This is a genomic window from Citrobacter sp. 506 (genome assembly GCF_050434985.1).
In the GTDB taxonomy this organism is placed as follows: domain Bacteria; phylum Pseudomonadota; class Gammaproteobacteria; order Enterobacterales; family Enterobacteriaceae; genus Citrobacter; species Citrobacter braakii.
The window spans coordinates 268,779-284,615 of record NZ_JBNDJN010000003.1 but is presented as its reverse complement, the minus strand read 5'-3'; the positions used below and the strand labels follow the sequence as shown (position 1 = coordinate 284,615).

General features: G+C 52.2%; 15 protein-coding genes. 10 read left to right on the top strand and 5 right to left on the bottom strand.

Translation table 11 applies throughout. The annotated features are described in order from the left end of the window. Positions 1-19 precede the first annotated feature (19 nt). On the top strand, positions 20-808 hold the full coding sequence (gene fhuF, locus ABIE10_RS14320; RefSeq protein WP_047500102.1) for a siderophore-iron reductase FhuF: 789 nt from the start codon (positions 20-22) through the stop codon (positions 806-808). Positions 809-837: 29 nt separating this feature from the next. Here fhuF and ABIE10_RS14315 read toward each other — a convergent pair whose 3' ends face one another. Continuing rightward, on the bottom strand, positions 838-2,181 hold the full coding sequence (locus ABIE10_RS14315) for a PTS sugar transporter subunit IIC (protein WP_016151595.1): 1,344 nt from the start codon (positions 2,179-2,181) through the stop codon (positions 838-840). Positions 2,182-2,546: 365 nt separating this feature from the next. Here ABIE10_RS14315 and ABIE10_RS14310 point away from each other — a divergent pair, with 365 nt between their 5' ends. Beyond that, complete coding sequence (locus tag ABIE10_RS14310; RefSeq protein WP_016151593.1) at positions 2,547-3,008, top strand: YbaK/EbsC family protein; 462 nt, start codon at positions 2,547-2,549, stop codon at positions 3,006-3,008. Positions 3,009-3,062: 54 nt separating this feature from the next. On the opposite strand, the gene bglJ is transcribed toward ABIE10_RS14310, so the two are convergent. Beyond that, entirely contained in the window at positions 3,063-3,740 is a 678-nt protein-coding gene (gene bglJ, locus ABIE10_RS14305) for a DNA-binding transcriptional activator BglJ (protein ID WP_029139757.1), read from the bottom strand. Next, complete coding sequence (locus ABIE10_RS14300; RefSeq protein ID WP_016151591.1) at positions 3,701-4,426, bottom strand: helix-turn-helix transcriptional regulator; 726 nt, start codon at positions 4,424-4,426, stop codon at positions 3,701-3,703. The genes bglJ and ABIE10_RS14300 overlap by 40 nt, the downstream gene beginning before the upstream one ends. A 458-nt stretch (positions 4,427-4,884) precedes the next feature. On the opposite strand from ABIE10_RS14300, the gene ABIE10_RS14295 reads away from it, so the two are divergent. The 6 genes from ABIE10_RS14295 to opgB all read left to right on the top strand — a co-directional run bounded on the left by ABIE10_RS14295 (position 4,885) and on the right by opgB (position 10,611). Further along, the gene (locus ABIE10_RS14295) at positions 4,885-5,661 is read left to right on the top strand and encodes a threonine/serine ThrE exporter family protein (protein ID WP_016155624.1); all 777 of its coding nucleotides are present in this window, start codon (positions 4,885-4,887) and stop codon (positions 5,659-5,661) included. Continuing rightward, positions 5,652-6,125, top strand: a complete 474-nt coding sequence (locus ABIE10_RS14290) for a threonine/serine exporter (RefSeq protein WP_016151589.1) — start codon at positions 5,652-5,654, stop codon at positions 6,123-6,125. Before ABIE10_RS14295 ends, ABIE10_RS14290 begins: the two co-directional genes overlap by 10 nt. A 122-nt stretch (positions 6,126-6,247) precedes the next feature. Then, positions 6,248-6,787: a primosomal protein DnaT gene (dnaT, locus tag ABIE10_RS14285; protein WP_016151588.1), complete on the top strand. Its 540-nt coding sequence runs from the start codon at positions 6,248-6,250 to the stop codon at positions 6,785-6,787. 2 nt (positions 6,788-6,789) lie between these two features. After that, positions 6,790-7,527, top strand: coding sequence for a DNA replication protein DnaC (dnaC, locus tag ABIE10_RS14280; RefSeq protein WP_016155623.1), 738 nt, complete (start codon positions 6,790-6,792; stop codon positions 7,525-7,527). 70 nt (positions 7,528-7,597) lie between these two features. Continuing rightward, the gene (locus ABIE10_RS14275; RefSeq protein ID WP_016151586.1) at positions 7,598-8,089 is read left to right on the top strand and encodes a DUF2501 domain-containing protein; all 492 of its coding nucleotides are present in this window, start codon (positions 7,598-7,600) and stop codon (positions 8,087-8,089) included. 230 nt (positions 8,090-8,319) lie between these two features. After that, positions 8,320-10,611 (top strand): phosphatidylglycerol--membrane-oligosaccharide glycerophosphotransferase, encoded by a 2,292-nt coding sequence (opgB, locus tag ABIE10_RS14270; protein WP_284104104.1) that lies wholly within the window; start codon positions 8,320-8,322, stop codon positions 10,609-10,611. Between the two features lie 105 nt (positions 10,612-10,716). Here the strand turns inward: opgB and ABIE10_RS14265 are convergent, their stop codons facing one another. Together ABIE10_RS14265 and ABIE10_RS14260 are read right to left on the bottom strand one after the other, a co-directional pair. Beyond that, complete coding sequence (locus ABIE10_RS14265) at positions 10,717-12,162, bottom strand: tagaturonate reductase (RefSeq protein WP_429156102.1); 1,446 nt, start codon at positions 12,160-12,162, stop codon at positions 10,717-10,719. A 13-nt stretch (positions 12,163-12,175) separates the two neighbouring features. Next, positions 12,176-13,198, bottom strand: coding sequence for a zinc-binding alcohol dehydrogenase family protein (locus tag ABIE10_RS14260; protein WP_429156100.1), 1,023 nt, complete (start codon positions 13,196-13,198; stop codon positions 12,176-12,178). Positions 13,199-13,335: 137 nt separating this feature from the next. Between ABIE10_RS14260 and ABIE10_RS14255 the strand changes: the two genes are divergently transcribed. Beyond that, complete coding sequence (locus ABIE10_RS14255) at positions 13,336-14,250, top strand: GntR family transcriptional regulator (protein ID WP_047414521.1); 915 nt, start codon at positions 13,336-13,338, stop codon at positions 14,248-14,250. Positions 14,251-14,461: 211 nt separating this feature from the next. Then, on the top strand, positions 14,462-15,823 hold the full coding sequence (locus ABIE10_RS14250; RefSeq protein WP_016155619.1) for an MFS transporter: 1,362 nt from the start codon (positions 14,462-14,464) through the stop codon (positions 15,821-15,823). The last annotated feature ends 14 nt before the right edge of the window (positions 15,824-15,837 follow it).

Genomic DNA, 15,837 nt, shown 5'->3' with positions numbered 1-15,837 from the left:
TTAACATCCTTATATCGACATGGCTTATCGTTCCGCACCGATCGTTGAAGATGTCATCTGGCGTAGTCCTCTGCCTGCAAAGATACCCTCGCTGGCTGCTGCCGTACGCGCAACGATAGCCAACACCCGTGAGCACCTGCTGGACTTCATTCGTCTTGACGAAACGCCCGTGCCAGGTGCGATGACGCTACATGAATGGACGCAATCAACGACGTTAAGTTCATTGCTGGCTGTCTATTCGGACCATATTTATCGCAATCAGCCCACGCTGCCACGCGAAAATAAGCCGCTGATTTCTCTCTGGGCGCAGTGGTATATCGGCCTGATGATGCCTCCGCTCATGGTGGCCCTGCTGACGCAAAAAGAGGCCATCGACGTCTCTCCTGAACACATGCACGTAGAATTCCACGAAACAGGCCGTGCTGCCTGCTTCTGGATCGACGTGCATCAGGATCACCAGGTCACGGCCCAGTCTCCTCAGCAACGCATGGAAACACTGATTCTCTCGGCGCTGACGCCGGTTGTGCAGGCGCTGGAAGCGACAGGCGAGATCAATGCGAAGCTTATCTGGAGCAACACCGGATATTTAATTCACTGGTATTTAACGGAAATGAAGCCGTTATTAGGTGAAGAACTGCTGACCACACTGCGCCAGACCTGTTTTTTTGAGAAGCAACTCTCCTGCGGTCAGGATAATCCCCTGTGGCGTACCGTTGTTCCGCGCGAGGGACTGTTAGTGCGCAGAACCTGCTGCCAGCGCTATCGCCTGCCCGATGTCCAGCAATGCGGTGACTGCACGCTGAAGTAAGCGAGGAGCCGTAGCCCCTCGCCCGTCAGTTATGCAACCTGCTGATTTTCCTCTTCTATACGCTGTGCTTCTTCTTTTTCCTGCGCTAATAGCTGCTTTTCGTAAACCTTAAAGAATGGGAAGTAGATGACGGCAGACACCAGTGCCAGCAGGACAACCAGAATGGCCGCACGATAATCCCAGCCTAACGCCCATGCCGCGCCAACCGGTGCCGGGGCCGTCCAGGGAACCACTGAAATCACCCGCCCAATTAAATCCAGCTTCATCGCCGCCCAGGCCAGCACCGCGTTCACCATCGGGGCCAACAGGAAGGGAATAAAGAACACCGGGTTCATGACAATCGGCGTACCGAAAATCACCGGTTCGTTAATATTAAAAATGCTCGGGACAACGCTCAAACGCCCGATCGATCGTAGATGGGCCGAACGGCTACGCAGATAGCAAATCACCAGCCCCATCGTCGCGCCGGAACCTCCAACCACAATAAAGAACGTCCAGAACGCTTCCATAAAGATATGCGGTAAAGGCGCGCCCTGCGCCAGCGCCGACTGGTTCATCCCGAGATTGGTGAGCCAGAACATTTGCAGCATTCCCGACACAATTGCCGCGCCATGAATACCGGCAAACCACAGCAGATGGCCGATCAGCACCGCCAGCAGTATCGCTGGCAGAGAATCCGCTGCAGACACCAGTGGTTTAAAGATGGCCATGATGGCCTGCGGGATCAGCATGTCAAACTGCGACTGAATCACCAGACTCAGCGGGTACAGCGTCAGTACCACCACCAGCACAGGGATCAGCAGATCGAAGGAGTTTTTGATCATCGGCGGCACCTGATCGGGTAAACGAATGCCGATGTTGTGCGCCTTCAGGAAGCGCATCATTTCAACGCAGTAAATAGCCACCAGGATCGCAGTGAAAATCCCCGTACCGCCCAGGCTATCAACCGGCATAGTGCCTTTGGTTTTCGGTGCAGCAATCAGCAAAAAAGCCATGATCGATAGCATCGCGCACATGAAGGGATCTAGCTGATGTGACTTCACATAGTGCTTGCCCAGGTTATAAGCGATAGCCGCACATATGTAGACTGACATTATCCCCATCGTCATATCAAACGGTGTGAGGATTTGGCCTTCAAACTGTTTCGCCATATCCAGCCACGCACGTGCAAACCCCCAGGTGGTATCCGGAGAAAAAGGCGGATAGGCGAAAACCAGCAGAAACGAGCCTACGATCATAAAGGGCATCGCCGAAATAAACCCATCACGGATAGCCATCACATGACGTTGTGAAGAGATGCGCCCGGCAACAGGGCTGACGTAATTTTCAACGAAGCGGAAAATCACATTAAACACAGCATGATTAGTAGACATAGCCGTTCTCCCGTTGTGCAAAACCCTGCAACCGTGCTGGTATCAACACCACCACGTAAAGCCCATTACTACTTTTCGCAACCGTGCCGGGAGGAACGCCAGCGCTACTGCATTTTGAGTTCAGTTTCATAGATGGCTCTTATTATGTAATACAGAGGAAGTGACAACTTCAGTATTAATCGCCATTTGAGCATTCTGCAACCGGTTACTGTAACCGGTTTCTTTGATTGTGAAGATGATCGAAAAACTGCCAATGTTGCCATGTTGTTATATTAAAATATTTACAGCGAGCTTGCCCCTATGACAAATTACGCCATGCGGTTTTCTGCTGGATGGAGCTGCCTGTAGGCGATTTGGAGAGAAGAATGAGTTTGCAATCAGTACGCCAATTTTTAGCGCAATATGCACCAGATATTGAGATTATCGAATTAGATCAGAGCACAGCTACCGTCGATCTGGCAGCGAAAGCCCATAACGTCGAACCTGGCCAGATCGCGAAAACGCTTTCTCTGAAGGTCAAGAACGACATTATTCTGGTCGTCGCCAAAGGTGATGCCCGACTGGATAACAAAAAGCTAAAGAGCACTTTCGGTGCCAAAGCCCGGATGTTGAGTAGCGATGAAGTGGTTAACGCGACGGGCCATCCCGTTGGCGGTGTTTGCCCTTTCGGACTGGAAACGCCGATTTCGGTGTACTGCGACGTTTCGTTGAAGCATTACGCTGAAGTGCTTCCCGCCGCAGGCGCCATCCACAGCGCCGTTCGTATCACGCCAGAAAGGATGGCTGAGCTGACTTCCGCCACCTGGGTGGATGTGTGTCAGGGATGATTCACGTTCCGTGCCGATAACGAAACCCGGCACGAAACGATCTAACATTACCCGTTAAGAAGCCGCCTGTAGAAAAGGTGCAGGTTCACCTGCACGCAGGTACAGCAGGATATCTGCAGCATCCAGCAGTCCGGCATCTGAGCTCACGCCCAGCTTGGACATCACATTAAATTTATGTGCCCGAATGGTTTTAATATTCCGCTCTAACTGAGCAGCGATCTGCGGCATTGAATAGCCATTCGACATAAAGCGCAGTATTTCTCGTTCTGTTGGACTGAGCATACGGCTTTGATTGATATACCAATGGTTTTTAGAACCTTCGGTTCCCCGGTTGGGACCGTTCAATACCGTAAATAACGCGTCCTGCAGTACCGTTAATGAAGAAGATTTGCTCACAACGCCATCTAACGGCAACGGCGACAAAGAGCCGATTAATCGCGCTTCAGCGTCATCATCAGCAATCACCACCCGGCGAATACGCGGAAAATTTACCGCCAATTCCGTCAGATAAGCTAACCCGGCCCTGCGATCGGTTCTGATTGCAGAGAGGGAGAAAATAACCGCCGAAAACGACGTTTTTAACATCACCTGACTAAATGCAGGCTGGCTCGAAAAGATATGAAGTTCGTATTGGTTATCCGGCATGGTATTAAACAGGCTCTTAATACCGACGCTACTCATCGCGCACTTCTCTACCAGCGCAACGTTTCTTTTGATGCTTCGGCTTTCCATTCCGTGGTTTCTCCATAAACTGAAGGTAAATTCAATTCTCGCGATCCTTGAGAACTGTTTATCCAGGCGTACATTTCTGCATTGCTATGTATCGACAAGCGGCGCATAGCACTGTTCTTTTGGGCGCTAATCGTTTTATTGCTTTTCTTCAGCAATGTCGCAATCTGATTAATTCCCCAACCTTTTCCCAGGAGTCTCAGCACTTTCCTCTCCGAGAGGGTAAGTACAATTGAGCGGGCGCTATGGTCTGCTAATTCTGGCATCACGGGCGGAGAGAGCAGCGACTTGCTAATTCTCTCGGCACGGCTATTTCCTGCGTGAATAACATTCACCAAACTTTCAATCGTCTCGGCATCAGATAACAGCGAACTGACAGGGCACATCAGCAATTCAATGGCCAGCGGATAAAAAACACGAGAAACGAGAAATACCCAGTGAATATCGCGGTATTGAGATAATAAAGAATAATACTGTTCGCAGACTGAACGTGGATGATTACAGTCTCCGGATAAATCAGCAATCACCAAATCAGCACAACGCAGCTGCAGCAACGTCAGTTCTTCGACGGAGCGGCAGTAGGTAAGTTCATAATCAGCGAACTGCCCCTGCATTACACCTTTAAGTCCGGTTTGTACGATCGGTAATTTACTAATAATAATTGCGTTTTTGCAGCGTCCTGGCAACATATCTCCTCCACATTCACCAGTCCGTATTCGCACGTATTAAAAATCCCCTGATAAATTAAAAACATTAATTAACAGGAAACCCTAAACAATAGACGAGGTGAATTGTTTATCCTTGGCTTTTATTTATAAATAAAGTTACACCGCTACAATCCCAGTAGCATCAAACTATTGAACCATCATGCCAATAATTACTCATAAATACACTCTTTGTACAATTAAAAGAACTACAATAGAGCGTTAGCGTTGCTTACGTATTTTCCATCCTGATAAATAGCACTACATTTTCATAAGCGCTGTCTTTATTGATAAGCAAGTGAGGTATGCAAACGCATCAGACGTACAATCTGCATCTTTTTTCGACGCAAAGATTGATCTTAGCCAGAGCCAACAGGATCATGCTTCATGATAAAAAGAAGACATCCGCCACGCAAAGAGATCCTTTTCAGTCAGAGCGAGTCATGCAAACAGAGCAGTCGTCACAGCGAACGGTTACACGGTTATGTATTCAATGCGGTCTTTTTTTACTGCAGCATGGGGCAGAAAGTGCGCTGGTTGACGAGCTATCCACCCGCCTCGGGCTGGCGCTTGGCATGGATAGCGTAGAAAGCGCTATCTCCTCTAACGCCATCGTCCTGACCACCATTAAAGACGGGCAGTGCCTGACTTCAACGCGAAAAAATCAGGATCGCGGAATTAACATGCACGTCGTGACGGAGGTGCAGCACATCGTTATTCTGGCGGAACACAAACTGCTGGATGTTAAAGGCGTTGAGAAACGCTTTAGCCAGATTAAGCCGCTGCGCTATCCAAGATGGTTGGTCGCCTTTATGGTCGGCTTGTCCTGCGCCTGCTTTTGTAAACTCAATAATGGCGGATGGGATGGCGCGGTGATCACCTTTTTCGCCAGCATGGTGGCAATGTATATTCGCCAGATTCTGGCGTCCCGACATTTGCACCCGCAAATCAACTTCTGCATTACTGCGTTTGTGGCAACCTCGATTTCTGGTCTGCTGCTGACCTTGCCGACGTTTAACCACACTCCAACCATCGCCATGGCCGCCAGCGTGCTGCTGCTGGTTCCGGGTTTTCCGTTGATCAACTCCGTCGCGGATATGTTTAAGGGACACATTAATACAGGGCTCGCTCGCTGGGCTATTGCCAGTCTGCTGACGCTGGCGACCTGCATTGGCGTAGTCATGTCGATGACCTTATGGGGGCTGCGCGGATGGGCGTGATCGATTTCATTTTGGCGCTAATGCAGGACATGATCCTGTCGGCAATACCTGCGCTTGGTTTTGCCATGGTATTTAACGTACCACATCGGGCGCTCCCCTGGTGCGCGTTACTCGGCGCTCTCGGCCATGGTTCACGAATGGTGATGATGAGCGCAGGATTTAATATCGAATGGTCAACCTTTATGGCGTCGCTACTGGTGGGCTGCATTGGGATCCAGTGGTCACGCTGGTATCTGGCGCATCCGAAAGTCTTCACCGTTGCGGCAGTAATCCCCATGTTCCCTGGGATCTCTGCCTATACCGCCATGATCTCGGCGGTAAAAATCGGCCATTTTGGTTACAGCGAAGCGCTGATGATCACGCTGTTGACCAATTTCCTGAAAGCCTCATCAATTGTCGGAGCGCTCTCCATCGGGCTATCCGTACCGGGATTATGGCTGTATCGCAAACGCCCGCGCGTTTAGCGGCACGCTTTGTTAGCCCTCGCAGAGAGGGGAATCGCCCCCTCATCTGCTGCTCTCCTTCTTCTCTGTGTTACTATAAAAGCAGTCCCCTTCTCGGTTGTTGTTCAGTATTGAGAAACATTATGCCCAGCAAAATTTTGACGCCGGACGTCACTAGCATTGACGCCTTACTACACGATCACCACACGGTGCTGGCCAGGTCTGCGGGCGGTGCCGTAGCCGTATTCGCCAATAACGCGCCAGCATTTTACGCGGTGACGCCTGCACGACTGGCCGAGTTGTTGGCGCTTGAAGAGAAACTGTCACGCCCGGGAAGCGATGTGACGCTGGATGCACAATTTTATGAAGAGCCGCAAACCGCTCCTGTTGTCGTGCCAATGGGGAAATTTGCGATGTACGCTGACTGGCAGCCCGATGCCGACTTTCAGCGCCAGGCCGCCCTGTGGGGCGTGGCGTTAAGAGAACCGGTCACCGCCGAGGAACTGGCCTCATTTGTCGCCTACTGGCAGGCCGAAGGCAAAGTCTTTCACCATATTCAGTGGCAGCAAAAACTGGCACGCAGCATCCAGATTGGCCGGGCCAGCAATGGCGGAATGCCGAAGCGCGATGTGAACAGTGTCAGCGAGCCTGACAACCATATTCCACCGGGTTTTAGAGGATAACGATGAAAAACGTTGGCGACCTGATGAAACGTCTGCAAAAAATGATGCCGGCTAATGTCGAGCCAGCCTTTAAAACGGGCGAGGAGCTGCTGGCATGGCAAAAAGAGCAAGGTGAAATTCGCGCCGCAGCGCTGGCCCGTGAAAACCGGGCTATGAAAATGCAGCGCACATTCAACCGTTCCGGTATTCGTCCACTGCATCAGAACTGTTCGTTCGATAACTATCGGGTGGAATGCGAAGGTCAGATGAACGCCCTGAGCAAAGCTCGCCAGTACGTTGAAGAGTTTGACGGCAACATCGCCAGCTTTATTTTCTCTGGCAAGCCCGGCACCGGCAAAAACCATCTGGCCGCCGCTATCTGCAACGAACTGCTGCTGCGCGGCAAGTCGGTGCTGATTATCACCGTTGCGGACATTATGTCAGCCATGAAAGATACCTTCAGCAACCGTGAAACCAGCGAAGAACAGCTACTCAACGATCTCAGCAATGTCGATTTGCTGGTGATCGACGAAATCGGCGTGCAGACCGAATCCCGCTATGAAAAAGTGATCATCAACCAGATCGTCGATCGCCGCTCGTCTTCAAAACGCCCGACCGGTATGTTAACCAACAGCAATATGGATGAAATGAACAAACTGCTGGGTGAGCGGGTAATGGACCGTATGCGCCTTGGCAACAGCCTGTGGGTGATTTTTAACTGGGAAAGCTACCGTAGTCGGGTAACCGGTAAAGAGTATTAACGTATTAGGACCACTCCTAAGACTGCCGGCGCTATACTGCGCTGAAAAGGCATAACACGAGTTGCATATAATGATGAAAACAACCAAACGTCTGCTGTGCTGTGCGCTTGCCGCCAGCACGCTCATCTCGACCAGCGTTTTCGCCGCCTCCTGGCAGGATTCGCTCTCCAGCGCGGCCAGCGAACTGAGCAAACAAAGCTCCGGCTCGCAGGGCGGCTCGTCGCTCTCTTCCCTGACCAGTCTACTGAATGGCAGCAATCAGTCGCTGACCTCCAGCAGCATGAATAACGCCGCCGGGATCCTGGAATATTGCGCGAAACAGAAACTGGCCTCGGTCACCGACACGCAAAACGTCAAAAACCAGGTGCTGGATAAACTGGGCCTCAGTGCTCCGGAGCAGAAACAAGACACCAACTATATGGATGGCATTCAGGGGCTGCTCAACGCCAAAGATGGTCAACAACTGGACCTGAACACAATTGGCAACAGCTCGCTGGCGAAGCAGGTAAAAACCAAGGCCTGCGATCTGGTGTTAAAACAGGGTATGAACTTCATTTCCTGACGCACGACATGCCGCGTATACCCTGCGCGGCATCAACCTGCTCCCCATAAAATTCACACGTCAAATAATCAGTAAATCCCCCGCAAAAAACACGCATATCTAAACCAATTCTGAATAACAACGTAATTTAATGTCACTACAATTGCAGCAATGCAACATCGCTATTACATTGTGCTTTCCCCAAATCATTAGCCTGCCAGGCGTTTGCCCGGTTTACTGAGGATCGATCGTTGTCAGAACTCATCTCCATCACTCTGTTTCTCGCTTCAGTGCTGATTTACGCCTGGAAAGCGGGTCGCAATACCTGGTGGTTTGCTGCCACGTTAACGGTGCTGGGGATTTTTATTGTCTTGAATATCACGCTGTATGCCAGTGACTATTTCACCGGCGACGGTATCAATGACGCGGTTCTGTACACGCTGACCAACAGCCTGACCGGCGCGGGAATTGGAAAATATATCTTACCTGGTGTCGGGATTGCGCTGGTCCTGACGACCGTTTTTGTCGCTCTCGGCTGGATTCTGCGCCGCCGTCGCCATCATCCGCATCATGTGGGTTACAGTCTGCTGGCCCTGCTGCTGGCGCTGGCCTCCGTAGACGCCAGCCCGGCGTTTCACCAGATAACCGAACTGGTAAAGTCGCAGTCGCGCGATGGCGATCCGGATTTCCCAACCTATTATAAAGAGCCGTCAAAAACGATTCCCAACCCGAAGCTGAATCTGGTTTATATCTATGGCGAAAGCCTCGAGCGCACCTATTTTAACAACGACGCGTTTCCGGATCTGACCCCGGAACTCGGTGCGTTGAAAAACGAAGGTCTGGATTTCAGCAATACCATGCAACTGCCGGGTACCGATTACACCATCGCTGGCATGGTCGCCTCCCAGTGTGGTATTCCGCTGTTTGCGCCGTTTGAAGGCAACGCCTCGGCGTCGGTCTCCAGCTTCTTCCCCAACAATATCTGTCTGGGCGATATCCTGAAAAACTCCGGCTATCAAAACTACTTTGTGCAGGGAGCCAACCTGCGCTTTGCCGGCAAAGACGTGTTCCTGAAATCTCACGGTTTTGATCATCTCTACGGTGCGGAAGAGTTAAAAAGCGTGGTTGCGGACCCAGCCTATCGCAACGACTGGGGCTTCTACGACGATACCGTGCTGGATGAAGCATGGAAAAAATTCGAAGAGCTTTCACGTTCGGGCCAGCGCTTTTCACTGTTTACGCTGACCGTGGATACCCATCATCCAGATGGATTTATCTCACGTAGCTGCAACCGTAAACGTTATGACATCGACGGGAAGGCCAACCAATCCTTCAGCGCGGTCAGTTGCAGCCAGGAAAACATTGCCGAATTTATCAATAAGATCAAAGCCTCACCGTGGTTCAAAGATACCGTTATCGTGGTTTCTTCCGATCATCTGGCGATGAACAACACCGCATGGAAGTATCTGAACAAGCAGGATCGCAACAACCTGTTCTTCGTGCTGCGCGGCGACCAGCCACAGCAGGAGACGCTGGCGGTGAAGCGTAACACGATGGATAACGGGGCAACGGTACTGGATATTCTCGGTGGCGATAACTTTATCGGTCTTGGCCGCAGCAGTTTGTCGAGCGAATCCGTGTCGGAAGTGTTCCTGAACATCAAAGAAAAAATGCTGGCGTGGAAGCCCGATATCATTCGCCTGTGGAATTTCCCGAAAGAGATGAAAGAGTTCACCGTCGACCAGGACAAAAACATGATCTCTTTCTCCGGCAGCCATTTCCGCCTGCCGTTGTTGCTACGCGTATCGGACAAACGCGTCGAGCCGCTGCCGGAAAGCGAATACTCGGCCCCGCTGCGCTTCCAACTGGCAGATTTCGCGCCGCGAGATAACTTTGTCTGGGTTGATCGCTGCTACAAAATGGCGCAGCTATGGGCCCCGGAGCTGGCGCTCTCCACCGACTGGTGCGTATCGCAAGGCCAGTTAGGCGGACAGCAAATCGTGCAGCACGTCGACAAAGCCAAATGGAAAAGTAAAACCGTGTTCAAAGACACGGTGATCGACATGGAGCGCTACAAAGGTAACGTTGATACGCTGAAAATTGTCGATAACGACATTCGCTACAAAGCCGACAGCTTCGTCTTCAACGTGGCGGGCGCGCCGGAAGAGGTTAAACAGTTTAGCGGCATATCACGCCCCGAATCCTGGGGGCGCTGGTCCAATGCGCAGCTCAGCAAAGAGGTGACCATCGAGTACAAGGCCCCGCTGCCGAAGAAATTCGATCTGGTCATCACCGCGAAAGCCTTCGGCGACAACGCCAATCGCCCTATTCCCGTACGCGTTGGCCACGAGGAACAGATGCTGGTGTTAGGCCATGATGTCACTACCACTACCTTGCATTTTGATAACCCGGCGGATGCCGATACGCTGGTGATTGTCCCACCCGATCCGGTCGCCACCAACGAGGGCAATATTCTCGGCCACTCGCCGCGTAAGCTGGGGATCGGGATGGTTGAAATCAAAGTGGTCGCTCAGGGCTCGTAACATGAAATGGCTGATGGCGCTTCGCCTATCAGCCTTACAGCCAGCCGCATTTATTGTCTGAAAAAAAACAGCGCCCAACACCACACCGGGCGCTGCATGGCAACCTTATTCCAGACTTTTCACTGCCTGGCGCATACCCTGCACCAGAATCATTTCCAGGTTTGCCGTCACCTGCCCGGCAAGCCCGGGCAGCAACGTCAAATCTTCACCCCAGTGCGCCGCATCGCTGAGCACAGTATCCACCAGTTCACGCAGCGTTAAATCTTTGCCAACTCGCGGCCACAGACTGGCATACAGGCTAACCCACTGCTCATCATCCTGTATCGGATAGCGTTCTCCCTCCCGCTCTGCGCGATAAAACGCCAGCAGCGCCGCGAGGGCGAACGTTAACCGCACGGGCCAGCGCCCATTTTGCTGGCCCGCCAGCAGTTGCGGCAAAATTCGGGTACGGAATTTGGTCATCCCGTTAAGCGCAATGGAAAGCAACTGGTGACGAATGTAGGGGTTTTGAAAACGCCCGCTCACCGCGTCGGCAAATTCACGCAGTTCATCCGCCGGGAGATCCAATACCGGTATAATTTCCTCGCTAATCGCCCGCTCGACAAAGTGACGGACATCGGCATCCTGCATCGCTTCGCCGACGGTCTCCAGACCACACAGCCAGGCCACCGGCACCAACGCCGTATGCGCGCCATTGAGAATGGCGACCTTACGCTCTTTGTACGGTTTGATATCGCTCACTATCCGAATGTTCAGCGGGCACTGCGCCAGCTTCAGCTCCTCGGCCAGCCACTGCGGCCCCTGAATCACAAACAGGTAAAAATGCTCCGCGGTATCGAGAAACGCATCGTGATAGCCAAGCGTAGCTTCCAGCGCGGCGGCTTCTTCTCGCGGGTAGCCGGTGACAATGCGGTCGACCAGCGTGGAACAGAAGGTGTTTGCCGTCGCCACCCAGTCGGCAAACGCCGGGGGAAGCTGCCAGTCCTGCGCATACTGCAGTACCAGCGTTTTGAGCGCCTCACCGTTATAGTCGATAAGCTCGCACGGGATAATGACCCAGCCCTTATCCACTGCGCCCTCAAAATGATTAAAACGCTCCAGCAACAGACGTGTCAGTTTAGCCGGAAAGCTTACCGGCGGCGCATCATCGACCCGGTCTGCCGCGTGATAGCTAATTCCGGCTTCTGTGGTATTCGAAAACACAAAGCGAATATCCGCATTGTGGGCCAGCGCCAGATACGCCGCGAAGTCCTGATACGGGTTGATTTCGTTATTCACCGAACGGATAAGTCGCGCCTCGCTCACCGCTTCGCCCTGCGCGTTTAGCCCGCGAATAAGCGTGGTATACAACCCGTCCTGGGTATTCAGCGACGGTGGAAAATCGGTATTGATCGGGCGAACGATGGTCACGCCAGCATTCAGAAAGGTTTGCTCGTTGAGGATATCCAGTTGCCAGTCGACAAACGCCCGCAGGAAATTCCCTTCACCAAACTGGATCACGCGCGTTGGGTAGCTTGCCCCCGGAAAATCACGTCGATTCAATGTCTTCATCGCATTTACCCTCTCAGAACGTGATCACGCCTTTAATCAGCTCACGGTTGTTAATCACATCCCGTTCGTAGATTTCTGCCAGTGTGGCAAACGCGTAACGGTGCGTGAGCATCATGTCGGCGGTCAGTTTGCCTTCCGACATCAGGCGGCCCACTTTGGCGAAATCTTCCGGTGTGGCGTTGCGACTGCCCATCATGGTGGTCTCTTTCTTGTGGAACTCCGGATCGGAGAACTGCAAATCGCCTTTGAATAGCCCAACGAAAACAATGCTGCCGCCATGGCGAATCAAATTCACCGTGTTGTTCATCGCATGCTGATTGCCCGTGGCATCAATGACCTTTTGCGCCAGCGAACCGCCAAACTGGTTACGCAACTGCGCATCAAAATCTTCAGCAGACGGATCGATAACCGGGAGCCCCAACCGGGAAACCACATGCTCCCGGCGAGCCGGACTGGTATCGGCGACCACCACCTGTGCGCCATCGGCTTTGGCAATCGCCGCCGCGCCCAGACCAATCGGACCAGCACCGACCACCAGCACCTGCTCACCCGGAGCCACCACCGCCCGGCGTACCGCATGCGCACTAATGGCATAAGGCTCAATCAGCGCCGCCGCCTGCGGATCAATTCCCTGCGCATCCAACAGGTTGGTTACCGGTACGGACAGGTATTCGCTGAAGCCGCCATCCTGATGCACGCCAATCACCGAAATCTTCTCGCAGCAGTTAGTGCGCCCGCTCAGACAGGCCGGACACTGCTGGCAAGCCACGTAAGGAATAACCGCCACCTGCTGACCATTTTTCAGATTCTGTATATTTTTGCCCAGCCCGACAATTTCCCCACATATTTCATGACCCAGTACACGTGGATAGCTGAAAAATGGCTGATTGCCGCCCCAGGCATGAATATCGGTACCACAAATCCCGACTGATTTAATTTTTATTAATGCTTCACCCTCACCCGGAATAGGTATTTCACGCTCTTTCCAGACTAATTTTTTAGGTTCCTGGCAAATCAACGTATTCATCGTAGACATGATTCTGCTCTCCTGTTTTTTTGTTGCCTCAGATATCAACGAAAATAAAAACGCCGGAGAAAGCAGAAACACAATCTGTGAATCCCAGCGCATAAAAATGTTTTAAATCGGGTTTTAATACGCAAAAAGGAGAAGCCATGAGCCGTTCACAGAACTTACGCCACAATGTGATTAACCAGATGATTGACGATATGGCGCGTGGTCATATCCCTTCCCCCCTCCCGTCGCAAAGCGCGCTGGCGGAGATGTACAACATCAGCCGCACCACCGTGCGCCATATGCTGAGCCACTTAGGCGAGTGCGGCGTGCTGACCCAGGTCGGCAGCCACTATGTCATCGTACGTAAACCCGACCATGACGACGGTTTTGCCTGTACCACCGCCTCCATGACTGAGCAAAACCGGATTTTTGAGCAGGCTTTTTTCACCATGATCAACCAGCGTCAGCTACGCGCAGGGGAGAGTTTCTCCGAACTTCAGCTTGCCAGAGCTGCAGGGGTCAGCCCGGTGGTGGTGAGAGAATATCTTTTAAAATTCGAACGTTACAATCTGATCAAAAACGAAAAACGCGGCCATTGGAGCATGAAGCAGTTCGATCAGGCCTATGCGGAACAGCTGTTTGAACTCAGAGAGATGCTGGAAACCCATTCCCTGCAGCATTTTCTCAATCTGCCCGACGATGACCCGCGCTGGCTGCAGGCTAAAACACTGCTGGAGCGTCACCGGGTCCTGCGCGACAGCATCGGCAGCAGCTTTCGTATGTTCTCGCAGTTAGACCGTGAGTTTCATGCTTTACTGCTCTCCGCAGCAGATAATATATTTTTTAATCAATCACTTGAAATCATCTCCGTGATTTTCCACTTTCATTATCAGTGGGATGAAAGCGACCTCAAGCAGCGCAATATCATTGCCATTGATGAGCATATGACCATCCTCAGCGCACTGATTTGCCGCAGCGACCTGGATGCCACCCTGGCGCTCTGTAACCATTTGAATTCAGCCAAACAATCGATGATTCGCTCCATCAACCAAAGCCATAGCGCCGCTCATTAAGTACCGATAAAAAACAGCAAACCATTACCGGGAGCACGATTTTATAAAAATAAAAACGCCGGAAAAATACCGCTTGCCTATGCTCACGCTAAGTCGACTGCATTAAAAACTTTTGTGAGCGGTGATGAGCAAATTGATTCATCACTGGTATTTTTCAATACTGCACAGCCCGGCTGTGTGAAAATAAATTATTGAGGTTCAGGAGTCCGGCGTGGAAAAAAATAATATTACCCTCGACCCGAGTTCTTCGTTTGGCACGTCGTCATCTGCGGATATTAACGTTCCGCCTGAGGGCATGGTGCAACGCAGTAGCCGAATAAAACGTATTCAGACCACAGCAATGATTTTATTATTTTTTGCTGCGGTGATTAATTATCTCGACCGCAGTTCACTGTCGGTCGCCAACTTAACGATTCGTGAAGAACTGGGGCTGAGCGCCACGCAAATCGGCGTACTGCTGTCAGTGTTTTCTCTCGCTTACGGTATTGCACAACTGCCCTGCGGCCCGCTGCTGGATCGCAAAGGTCCGCGCATTATGCTGGGGCTGGGGATGTTCTTCTGGTCGCTGTTTCAGGCGATGTCTGGCATGGTTCACAGCTTCACTCAGTTTGTGCTTGTGCGTATCGGGATGGGGATCGGCGAAGCGCCTATGAACCCGTGCGGCGTAAAGGTCATCAACGACTGGTTTAACATCAAAGAGCGCGGTCGCCCGATGGGATTATTCAACGCCGCTTCCACCATCGGTGTTGCCATTAGCCCGCCGATTCTGGCTGCCATGATGCTGGTGATGGGCTGGCGTTGGATGTTTATTACCATCGGCGTGCTGGGTATTTTCCTCGCCATCGGCTGGTACATGCTGTATCGCAACCGCGAGCAGATTGCGCTGAGCGCCACTGAACAAGCGTATCTGAATGCCGGTAGCGTCAATGCCCGCCGCGATCCGCTGAGCTTTGCTGAATGGCGCAGCCTGTTCCGCAACCGCACTATGTGGGGCATGATGCTGGGCTTTAGCGGCATCAACTACACCGCATGGTTATATCTGGCGTGGCTGCCAGGCTACCTGCAAACCTCCTACAACCTGGATTTAAAAAGCACCGGATTAATGGCGGCGATCCCATTCTTGTTTGGCGCAGCCGGCATGTTAATTAACGGTTTTGTCACCGACTGGCTGGTGAAAGGCGGTATGGCACCGATTAAGAGCCGTAAAATTTGTATTATCGCCGGGATGTTCTGTTCTGCGGCCTTCACTTTCATCGTGCCGCAGGCCACAACGTCGATGGCCGCCGTCTTACTGATCGGTATGGCGCTGTTCTGTATCCACTTCGCCGGCACCTCGTGCTGGGGCCTGATCCACGTAGCCGTCGCCTCACGCATGACCGCCTCCGTGGGCAGTATCCAGAACTTTGCCAGCTTTATCTGCGCGTCGTTTGCACCAATCGTCACCGGATTTATTGTTGATACCACCAACTCTTTCCGTCTGGCGCTAATCATCTGTGGCTGCGTCACCATGGTGGGAGCCCTCGCCTACATCTTCCTGGTGCGCCAACCCATCAGCGATCCGCGTAAAGATTAATCCTCATGATGCCC